General features: G+C 39.2%; 8 protein-coding genes. 4 read left to right on the top strand and 4 right to left on the bottom strand.

What is annotated here, in order from left to right:
- Positions 1–30: 30 nt before the first annotated feature.
- The 3 genes from dxs to P20652_RS12405 form a co-directional block, all read right to left on the bottom strand.
- Complete coding sequence (gene dxs, locus P20652_RS12395) at positions 31–1,893, bottom strand: 1-deoxy-D-xylulose-5-phosphate synthase (protein ID WP_008167346.1); 1,863 nt, start codon at positions 1,891–1,893, stop codon at positions 31–33.
- A gap of 105 nt (positions 1,894–1,998) precedes the next feature.
- On the bottom strand, positions 1,999–2,886 hold the full coding sequence (ispA, locus tag P20652_RS12400; RefSeq protein ID WP_008167345.1) for a (2E,6E)-farnesyl diphosphate synthase: 888 nt from the start codon (positions 2,884–2,886) through the stop codon (positions 1,999–2,001).
- A 2-nt stretch (positions 2,887–2,888) separates the two neighbouring features.
- On the bottom strand, positions 2,889–3,131 hold the full coding sequence (locus tag P20652_RS12405) for an exodeoxyribonuclease VII small subunit (protein ID WP_002961738.1): 243 nt from the start codon (positions 3,129–3,131) through the stop codon (positions 2,889–2,891).
- A gap of 319 nt (positions 3,132–3,450) precedes the next feature.
- On the opposite strand from P20652_RS12405, the gene pomA reads away from it, so the two are divergent.
- From pomA to P20652_RS12420, 3 genes are all read left to right on the top strand, one after another.
- Positions 3,451–4,218, top strand: a complete 768-nt coding sequence (pomA, locus tag P20652_RS12410) for a flagellar motor protein PomA (RefSeq protein ID WP_008167342.1) — start codon at positions 3,451–3,453, stop codon at positions 4,216–4,218.
- Between the two features lie 2 nt (positions 4,219–4,220).
- Complete coding sequence (locus P20652_RS12415; RefSeq protein ID WP_033017256.1) at positions 4,221–5,141, top strand: flagellar motor protein MotB; 921 nt, start codon at positions 4,221–4,223, stop codon at positions 5,139–5,141.
- Positions 5,142–5,592: 451 nt separating this feature from the next.
- Positions 5,593–7,533: a DNA topoisomerase III gene (locus P20652_RS12420; protein WP_033017260.1), complete on the top strand. Its 1,941-nt coding sequence runs from the start codon at positions 5,593–5,595 to the stop codon at positions 7,531–7,533.
- A gap of 67 nt (positions 7,534–7,600) precedes the next feature.
- On the opposite strand, the gene P20652_RS12425 is transcribed toward P20652_RS12420, so the two are convergent.
- Positions 7,601–8,911 carry a M20 family metallopeptidase gene (locus P20652_RS12425; RefSeq protein WP_008167337.1) on the bottom strand — a complete coding sequence of 437 codons (1,311 nt, stop codon included), beginning with the start codon at positions 8,909–8,911 and terminating at the stop codon, positions 7,601–7,603.
- Between the two features lie 111 nt (positions 8,912–9,022).
- Between P20652_RS12425 and P20652_RS12430 the strand changes: the two genes are divergently transcribed.
- The gene (locus tag P20652_RS12430; RefSeq protein WP_008167336.1) at positions 9,023–9,880 is read left to right on the top strand and encodes a tetratricopeptide repeat protein; all 858 of its coding nucleotides are present in this window, start codon (positions 9,023–9,025) and stop codon (positions 9,878–9,880) included.
- The last annotated feature ends 697 nt before the right edge of the window (positions 9,881–10,577 follow it).

Below are 10,577 nucleotides of genomic sequence, written 5' to 3'. Positions count from 1 at the left end.
TTCTTTTTAATATGTTTTCAATGCAGTTAGTTAGCGAGTAAACGCTTTGATAGCGTTTAATATTCCTTGCTCACCTAACCCCATTTCGTTATGCATTTCATCTTGTGTGCCATGTTTAATAAACTCATCAGGAATACCTAAGTTAAGGATATTAATATTAGCTTTTTGCGTTGCTAAGAATTCGTTAACTGCAGAGCCTGCACCGCCTGCAATAGCGTTATCTTCAATCGTAACTATTACATCATGGCTAGTTGCTAGTTCGTTTAAAAGAGCAGTATCAAGCGGTTTAATAAAGCGCATATTAACAAGCGTTGCATCTAATTCATGTGCAGCAAGCTGCGCATTTTCAAGTAATGTACCGAACGATAAAATGGCAATTTTACTGCCTTGTTTTATTACATTCGCTTTACCAATTTCGAGCAATTGCATCGTGTTTTCTATGTCTGCAGTGCCCGCACTACCACGAGGGTAACGAACAGCTACTGGACAATTTGCTTTATAACCGGTGTATAGCATTTGGCGGCATTCGTTGGTATCGCTTGGTGCCATAATTACCATATTTGGAATGCAGCGCATAAAGCTTAAATCGTACGCACCTTGGTGAGTTTCACCATCGGCTCCAACAATACCAGCGCGGTCAATGGCAAATAATACAGGTAAGTTTTGCAGTGCAACATCATGTATTAATTGGTCATACGCACGTTGTAAAAAGCTTGAGTAAATAGCTACAACAGGTTTTAAACCTTCGCAAGCAAAGCCAGCAGCTAAGGTAACAGCGTGTTGTTCTGCTATTGCTACATCAAAGTATTGATCTGGAAACTCTTTAGAAAAACGTACCATGCCTGAACCTTCGCGCATTGCAGGCGTGATAGCCATTAACTTGCTGTCTTGCTTTGCCATATCGCATAACCAATCGCCAAATACTTTTGAAAAAGTAGCAGCACTAGGTTTAGATTTAGGCAGGCTAGTTGTACTTGGATCGAATTTTGGTACACCATGATAACCAATTGGATCGGCTTCAGCCGGTTTGTAGCCCTTACCTTTTTGCGTTTTTATATGTAAAAGCTGTGGGCCTTTTAAATTACGCATATTACGTAATGTATCTACAAGCATGTTTACATCGTGACCATCAATTGGGCCTATGTAATTTAGGCCTAATTCTTCAAAGAAGGTACCCGGGATCATCATGCCCTTAATGTGCTCTTCCATTTTACTGGCAAGTTGCTTTACCGGAGGCACACCTGAGAGTAACTTTTTACTACCTTCACGAATGTTAGTATAAAAGCTACCTGATAAAATTCGAGCAAAGTGATTTGTTAATGCGCCAACATTTTCAGAAATCGACATTTCGTTATCATTCAAAATAATAAGCATGTCTGATTTTACATCACCTAAATGATTCATCGCTTCAAATGCCATGCCTGCGGTTATAGCTCCGTCACCAATAATAGCTACTGACTTTCGGCCTTTTCCTTCTTTTTGCGCGGCAATAGACATACCTAAAGCAGCTGAAATAGAAGTGCTTGAATGGCCTACGCTAAACGTATCGTATTGGCTTTCATCGCGAAAAGGAAAAGGGTGCAAACCGTCTTTTTGGCGAATACTGTGCATTTGGTCGCGACGACCAGTAAGGATTTTATGCGGATAAGCTTGATGACCCACATCCCAAACTAGGCGATCGTCTGGAGTGTTATAAACATAATGCAGCGCAACGGTTAGTTCAACCGTCCCTAAACCAGACGCTAGATGACCGCTACTTTGCGATACTGAATTGAGTAAATAATCGCGCAGCTCATTGCTAAATGCAGGGAGTTTTTCTTGCGCTAAGTCACGCAATTGGGCTGGCTCGTCAACCAAATTAAGTAATGGATACTTGCTACTATCAAGTGTCATGGTTTTATATATATCCTTCGCTAACATTAATTAATTCAAAGCTTTTACGAATAATTAATGTTGAGTAATAATGTCAGTGCTAATTGCAATACGTAAGAGCAAAAATTAGTGGTCACGCTCAATAAGATAATTTGCTAGCGACGCAAGATGTGTTGTGTCAGCATCTATATTTGCCAACGCTTCATGTGCTTGTTGTATTAAATTCTGCGCCTTTTCTTTAGCGCCTAGCATACCTAATAACGCCGGATATGTCGCTTTATTCGCGGCAATATCGGAGCCTTGTGGCTTTCCTAAAATAACCGTATCGCCCTCAACATCTAAAATGTCGTCGTGTACTTGAAATGCAAGCCCTATAGCATACCCAAAAATACTTAAATTTTCTAAGGTTTGTTGGTCTGCCTTTTCACTGCACAGTGCGCCAAGTGTAATTGCACAATTGATAAGTGCACCGGTTTTTAGTTTATGTATGCGCTCAAGTTCTTGTACAGTAATCACTTTATCTGTTGCTGCTATATCAAGGCCTTGACCGCCAACCATTCCCTGAAGACCTGATGCGTGGGCAAGTGTAGAAATCATTTTTACTTGTGTTTGCGATGAGCATTCAAATTTATGATTTGCAATAAGCTCAAAGGCGAGAGCTTGCAGAGCATCACCCGCTAAAATAGCGTTTGCCTCGCCAAACGCTATGTGGCAAGTAGGGCGTCCACGGCGTAAATCGTCATCGTCCATCGCTGGTAAGTCATCATGAACTAACGAATAGCTATGAATGCACTCAATTGCAGCCGCAAGTACATTCAAGTCTTGTTGGTTTGCACCAAGCATATTGCCTGTGGCATAAACTAAAAATGGGCGTAATCTTTTACCGCCGTTAAATAATCCATATTGCGTGGCGTTCTTTACAGTTTCTTCTGTATCGAGAGACTGTTCAAAATGCTGTTGTAAGGTCGCAACTACATCTTTTTGAGCACGTTCAATATAATTTTTTATGCTCACAGCTATTCCATATCATTATCAAAGTTTGTAAGTACTGACTTTTCGCCATTACCCATTAAAATTGATACTTTTTGTTCTGCTTGCTGTAATTTCCCTGATGAAGCACTCGCTAATGCAATTCCACGCTCAAATTGCTTTAATGATTGCTCAAGCGATAAGTCACCTTGTTCCATGTCACTAACGATTGTAGATAATTCTTCTAGTGCTTGTTCGAAACTTAAGTTTTCAGGTTTTTTGGTCGCCATCTTTATTTCAGCTTACATAATAAATTTAGGGTCAATTTTAGGGGGAATGCTAAACTAGGTCAAAGGATGATATTGTTTTTTACCTTTATAACGTTAAATTATATTTAAAGTGTATTAACAAAGCCTCAATAGCGGTCTATTAGTTTAGTAAATCAATTGATAATTAGGTAGCCTTTATAACTTGATCTAAAATAGTGCTAAAGGCTGCTTTTTATGTTTATTTATAAAAATGGCTTAAGCAATTCAATATGTTGCCGATAAGCAGTTAATAATAAAAGTTTATGATAAGGCCATTAAGCATGAAACTTCTGGAGGAAATGTGGATTTAGCAACCATAATCGGGATCCTAGGCGCAATTGGCTTAATTGTCATGTCTATGTTTATGAGTAGTAGCGGTGAAATGGCTATGTTTGCCGATGCTCCCTCAAGTGTAATTGTATTTGGTGGTTCACTCTTCATTGTTTTATCAAATTTCACCATGTCGCAGTTTTTGGGTATAGGTAAAGTTGTTGCTAAAGCGTTTATGTTTAAAATTGAAACGCCAGAAGAGCTTATTGAAAAAGCAGTAGAGCTTGCTGATTCAGCTCGTAAAGGGGGCTTTTTAGCGCTCGAAGAAGCTGAAATTCCAAACCCCTTTATGCGCAAAGGCGTCGACATGCTTGTAGACGGCCATGATGCCGATGTTGTTCGTGCAACACTCCAAAAAGATATTTCGTTAACGACAACTCGGCACGAGATGGGCGCAGGTTTATTTAAGTCATTAGCCGATATTGCACCTGCGATGGGTATGATTGGTACGCTTATCGGGCTTGTTGCTATGCTCTCAAATATGGACGATCCAAAGGCGATTGGTCCAGCGATGGCGGTAGCACTACTAACGACTCTATACGGCGCATTTTTAGCTAATGTTGTAGCAATTCCAATTCAAGTAAAGTTAGAACTCCGAAAAGAAGAAGAAGCTATGAATCAGCGTTTAATTTTGGATGCTATTTTAGGGATTCAAGATGGTCAAAATCCAAAAGTAATTGAAGGTATTTTGAAAAACTACTTAGCTGAATCAAAACGTAAAGTAGATACCGAGGAGTAACCATGTCAGATCAAGAGTGCAAATGTCCACCTCCAGGGTTACCCGCATGGATGGGAACTTTTGCGGACTTAATGTCGCTATTAATGTGCTTTTTTGTACTCTTGCTTGCGTTTTCAGAAATGGATGTACTTAAGTTTAAACAAATTGCGGGCTCTATGAAGTTTGCTTTTGGTGTGCAAAATAAAATTGAAGTAAAAGATATTCCCAAAGGTACCTCTGTTATTGCCATGGAGTTTACCCCAGGAAAACCTGAGCCGACTCCGATAGAAACCATTCAGCAGCAAACGGTTGAAATGACTCAGCAAATGCTTGAATTTCAAGCGGGAGATGAAAGCTCTGCCGGAGGCAGACAAGAGCAACGTGGTGATAAGCGTGGTGGCGAATCCCGTAGCACTTCTCAAGAGCAATCTTCTGAACAAGCAACTGCATCTGCAGATCAAGAGCAAACAAATGAACTTGTAAAAAAAATAGCGCAGCAGCTTGAAAAGCAAATAATAGATGGCGCAATTGAACTTGAGTCTTTAGGGCAGCAAATCATTATTCGTATTCGTGAAAATGGCTCATTTCCATCGGGAAGTGCCTTTTTACAGCCTAAATTTAAGCCTATCATTCAAGACATCGGTATACTTTTAAAAGATGTACCCGGAGAAATAACCGTATCAGGACATACAGATGATTTTCAGGTATCTAATGAGTTATATATTAACAATTGGGACTTATCTTCAAAACGTGCAGTCGCTGTTGCAAGTGAATTACAGAGGGTTCAAGGATTTGATAAAACGCGTATGATGGTTGTAGGGCGAGCGGAAACAAGACCACTTGTACCTAATGATACAGATGAAGACCGTCGTAGAAATCGCCGCGTCGAGATTTCTATTTTGCAAGGTAAAGCAAAAGAGTCTGCTCCTATAAATGTACGTTAGATTGTTAATCTTGAATCGGTTTTTATGTTTTGTATATTTCAAGGTTACTTAACTTAAAGGCTTATAGTGTTAACTGCTGCCTTGTTTCTTTTTAGTAACTTGACATGCTCAAGCTTAAAAGAGTTGATATTTATATATAGCTATCGTGTTTGGACGTTTAATTGCATTTCTTGGATTGCACAATCAGGTTTTAAAAGGAAAATTTTTTATGGCAATGTGTTCTAGGTCAATTGATTGTTATTATAGCGCCAATTTTACAACTTTTACGTATTGCTGAATCCGTCGTTGGGATTTATCTCATAGCACGTTAATGTATGAGCATTTACTTTTAATCGATATAGATACCGAAATGAAAAATAACAATACCGTAATCAGTAATGATTACAAAAAAGTGCCTCCTTTAAAATAGCTGTGCTAGACTACTGTTTATATGAACAGTGGTGAGCAGGCTATGAAACTCTACATTGCAGAAAAACCTTCACTTGGACGCGCTATTGCTGATGCGTTACCAAAACCACATAAAAAACATGATGGTTATATAGAAGTAGCTAATGGCGATTGTGTCTCTTGGTGTATTGGGCATTTGCTAGAACAAGCAGAACCCGATGATTACGATGAACGTTTTAAAAAGTGGCAGTTTGAACACTTACCTATAATACCTAAGCAGTGGAAGTTAAAAGCCAAAACTAAAACACGCAAACAGCTCACTGTTTTAAAAAAATTAATTAAACAAGCCTCGCAACTTATTCACGCTGGCGATCCAGACCGTGAAGGCCAGCTTCTGGTCGATCAAGTAATTGAAGAAGCTAAAATAAGTCAGGCTAAAAAGCAGAGTACGCAACGTTTACTCATTAGTGATTTAAACTTATCGGCGGTAAAGAAATCATTGGGCACAATGCGTTCTAATCGAGATTTTATTCCGCTAAGTGTATCTGCTTTAGCGCGCTCTCGTGCTGATTGGCTATTTGGTATGAATTTAACACGTGCATACACACTCGCTGGGCAAAAAGCAGGGTTTGGTAATGTACTTTCGGTAGGGCGGGTTCAAACTCCTATTTTAGGTCTTGTTGTTAATAGAGATAACGAAATAGCGCACTTTGTATCTAAGCCTTTTTACGATGTATTGGCGCATTTGCTTACTCCAGATAATCAACCATTCATAGCTAAGTGGGTTCCAAGCAAAGCATGTGAGCCACACCAAGATGAAGAAGGGCGAATACTTAACAAAGCTCTTGCAGAAAATGTTGCTTCACGCATTACAAAGCAAAATGCTGAGCTTACTTCACTCGACCAAAAACAAAAAAAACAAAGTGCTCCATTACCTTATAATTTATCTGCTCTGCAAATAGATTCGGCTAAAGCATTTGGTATGCCAGCTCAAAAAGTGTTGGATATTTGCCAAATACTTTACGAACGTCATAAACTAATAACTTACCCACGCTCTGATAATCGCTATTTACCCAAAGATCACCACCAAGAAGCATCTGCTATTTTTAAGGCAATAAGTGCTAATGGTGGGCAAAGCAGTGAATTAGTAAACGGGGCTGATGTAAAAAAGCGTAGTAAATGTTTTAACGATTCAAAAGTGGCTGCCCATCATGCCATTGTGCCTACGGCTAAGCAGTTAAAGTCAGCGAGTTTGAGCGGTGACGAAGCGAAGGTATATCAATTAATAAGCCGCCATTACCTAATTCAGTTTTATCCCGACTATATATATAATGAAACTAAAGCAGAGATAACAATCGCTGGCGGATTATTTAAAGCAAATGCAAAACAAGATGTAAGCTTAGGCTTTAAGGTATTAATGGGTAAGTCTGAATTAAAAGATGAAGCTACGTTACCTCCTTTAACAAAAGGTATGTCTCTTTTTTGTGAGCAAGGCGAAGTAGTCGAAAAGCATACATCACCCCCTGCTTATTTTACCGATGCTACATTATTGGCTGCGATGACGGGCATTAGCCGTTATGTTAAAGATCCACAAATTAAAAAAGTATTAAAAGACACCGATGGTTTAGGTACGGAGGCAACACGTGCAGGAATAATCGAGTTGCTTTTTAAACGTCGTTTTTTAAAACGTGAAGGTAAGTCAATTAGAGCGACCGAAACGGGACTTGCTCTTATTAGCGTATTACCACAAGGTTTAGTGAGTCCTGATTTAACCGCAAAGTGGGAGTCGAGCTTAGGTGATATTGCACAGCAGGCAATGAGTTATCAGCAATTTTTACAACCTTTACTTGCTGACCTAAATGGGTTTGTTCAATTAGCAGCAAACTGTGATAGCAATGCATTTGCAAGGTTACCAAAAACCTCACCTAAAAAACGTTTTGCTAAACGAGGTGGAAAAGCGACCTTTAAAAAGTCGAGTTATAAAAAAAGCTCTGTTGCTAGTTAACTACAGAGCCATTTTATTCAATGATATTGTTTAATGTTGAATTGGTATTACTTAACCTGAACTCAGGTTACTTATTAAATAAGGCAACAGCAGCGTTACTCATTGCTTTTATTCCAGTTGGAATAGCAACTTTATAATCTGGTGCAAATTTACTAGAGTGTAGAGAAGGGAGTACCTCACCTGTTTTTATCGAATCTGCATATTGTGCTTGGTTTACGCCTCCTAGCCAAAATAGGGTAATAGGGATATTTTCATCGGTGCGCCCGTATAAGCCAAAATCTTCACCTGCCATTACAGCTTGTGTTTCAAGTACATTAGTATCGCCAATTGCGCTGGCAATAGAGTTTCTAACAATGTCTGTTTGTGCAGGGTTATTATAGGTAGATGGAATAGATTCATCTTCATGTACATATACCACAGGGTAGTTTGATTCATTTAAGCCTGCACTTTGTGCAATACCTGCCGTGATTCGTTTAATTGCTGCTATCTGAGCACTTCTAACATTTGGGTTATAGCTTCTGAGAGTGAGTTGCAACTTTACTTCATCAGAAATCACATTATGTTTTGAGCCACCATGAATAGACCCAACTGTAATAACCGAGGGCTCAAGCGGTGAAAGCTCTCGGCTTGTGATTGTTTGCAGAGCAAGTACAGTGCGTGCAGCTATAACCACTGGGTCTATAGTTGTATGCGGATAAGCACCATGACCACCTTTGCCCTCTATTGTAATATCGACAGAATCTACACTTGCCATAGTGTATTCGTTTTTCATTGATACCTTACCAGCGGGGACGCTAGCACTTACATGCAAAGCAATTATATGATCAGGTTTTGCATATTTACTAAATAGTCCTTCGCTTAACATAGCTTTAGCACCCCCGCCAACTTCTTCGGCAGGCTGTGCAACCATCATCAAAGTGCCTTTCCATTGATTTTTGTGTACTATTAATTGCTCTGCAGTTCCAATAAATGAACTCATGTGAATATCGTGGCCACAGCCGTGCATTACACCTACTTTAGCACCGTGCTCGTCTATTACTTTGACTTTTGATGCATAGGATTTTCCTGTTTGCTCTATAATAGGTAAGCCATCGGTATCAGTGCGGATCATTACTGTCGGCCCCTCACCATTTTTATAAATACCAACTACACCAAAGCCACCTACATTACTTGTTACTTTAAAACCCAGTTGAGTTAATTTATCCGCTATTTTATTGCCTGTTTCTTGTTCGTGATAAGAAAGCTCTGGTGATTGGTGTAAATCGAGGTAAAACTTTTCTATAGCTGGCATGGTTTTGCTTAAATTCAAATCGAGTCCATTTGCCTGTACAAATGGGCTTGCTAATAAAAGTATTGCACTTAGGTAAGTTAATTTCATGTTTTCCCTCATTGTTGAATATGTATACCGGATGATTTAGGTATATGACTTGTAATTATTATGTTCACCACCATATAAAAACCTAAATAGATGAATATGGCAATCAATTCAATGAGCAACATAGTTAGTATTAACGCGCAAAACCTTCAACAAGTACTCGGTGAAACATCACAGCAAAAATTGGTGTTGCTTAACTTTTTCTCTCCTCAAAGTCCTGACTGCATCGGACAGGCTGCAATTTTAGATAAAGTAGCGGCTGAATATGCAAGCTATATAGTAGTAGCAAACCTAGATTGCGATGCAGAGCAAGCACTCGCTTCTCAACTTGCGCAACAGGTTGGTCTTCAAACACTGCCTACGCTTGTATTATTAAAAGACTCTGCACCAGTAGATTTACTTGCAGGTGTTCAAAGCGAAGCGCAAATACGTGAAGCCCTAGCAAAGCATTTACCGGCGCAACAAGACTTACTGCTAGAACAAGCAAAGCAAGCGTTATTAAAGTCAGACTTAAATGCTGCATTTAATTATGCAAAGCAAGCTTATGAAATAGACAGCGGTAATGCACGTATCAAATTAGTGCTTGCAGACATATGTATTCAAATTCACAAGGTAGATGAAGCGCAAGCGCTTATAAATACAATAGATGCACAAGATCAAGATGCTTACTTTAATAATATAAAAGCAAAATGCGAAGCCGCGCTTGAAGCAAAAGATTCACCAGAGATTAAAGAAAAGCAACAACAAGTAGAAAAGTATCCAAATGACTTAGAATTAAAAGAAGAGCTCAGTATGTTGCTCAATGAAGCAGGCAGAAAAGAAGAAGCATTGGATATACTATTTACAGTGCTGCAAAAAGATCTGAATTTCAATGAAGTGAAACCAAGCTTTTTAGCCATTATTGCCTCTTTACCCGATGGTGATGCGCTCGCAGCAAAGTATCGTCGCAAGTTATATAGTATTTTATACTAGGGTCTGTTGCTCTTTGCGGATTAAAATTTGTTCAAACTAGGGGTTGTTTAATCGCGGCGCGAGATTTGTAACCTAGTGGGCTCGGTAACTGCTCCTGCGTTACCCTACTGGCTTACATCCATGTAAGAATAAGTAAAAACCGAGTAACAAAGAGTAAATAGCCCCTAGGAAGAACCCTTTGGGCAGCGCCTGTTTGGCATTAATGCTGCGTTATCGCCTATTTATGGGGATCAACCAAACTACATAGGCTCTGCCTTGCCCAAATACCAAACAGACTGCTGCAAATTTAATCTTGAAAGATAAACAGACCCTAGATTCTAATAACTATTACTTTTGAGAAGCACCTTTATAAGGTGCTTTTTGTATTTTTAGGGTTTTAATTAAAAGCTTTAGTATGGTTAGCTATGTAAAAATAAGACTTATCAACAGGCTTTTGTGGGTAACTTGTGCTTATCGTGTGTGCTTGCTTGGGGCTTAATTTTAATTACTATTTAATGAAAATAACGCTTGCGTAAAATCCGCCGCTCCCTATAATGCGACCCCACTGAGAAGGGAAACGCCAACGCATAGCGAGGCACGAACTACTCAGAGAGTTAAATAAAACTTCGGTTTTAAATTGTCGAAAGAAAGTTTAAAACAAAGTGTTGACTCGAAAAATAAAGGGTGTATTATTCGCATCCCTTGAGACGCTAAAGCC

Origin of the sequence: Pseudoalteromonas sp. BSi20652 (assembly GCF_000239855.1) — a bacterium.
Taxonomy (GTDB): Bacteria; Pseudomonadota; Gammaproteobacteria; order Enterobacterales; family Alteromonadaceae; genus Pseudoalteromonas.
The sequence above is the reverse complement of the archived record's forward strand: the minus strand, read 5'-3'. Positions and strand labels throughout refer to the sequence as shown.

What these genes read in the sequence shown, in the direction of transcription:
- dxs (WP_008167346.1), bottom strand. Translation starts at nt 1,893, where the DNA reads ATGACACTTGATAGTAGCAAGTATCCATTACTTAATTTGGTTGACGAG.
- P20652_RS12405 (WP_002961738.1), bottom strand. Translation starts at nt 3,131, where the DNA reads ATGGCGACCAAAAAACCTGAAAACTTAAGTTTCGAACAAGCACTAGAA.
- P20652_RS12415 (WP_033017256.1), top strand. Translation starts at nt 4,221, where the DNA reads ATGTCAGATCAAGAGTGCAAATGTCCACCTCCAGGGTTACCCGCATGG.
- P20652_RS12420 (WP_033017260.1), top strand. Translation starts at nt 5,593, where the DNA reads ATGAAACTCTACATTGCAGAAAAACCTTCACTTGGACGCGCTATTGCT.
- P20652_RS12425 (WP_008167337.1), bottom strand. Translation starts at nt 8,911, where the DNA reads ATGAAATTAACTTACCTAAGTGCAATACTTTTATTAGCAAGCCCATTT.
- P20652_RS12430 (WP_008167336.1), top strand. Translation starts at nt 9,023, where the DNA reads ATGAGCAACATAGTTAGTATTAACGCGCAAAACCTTCAACAAGTACTC.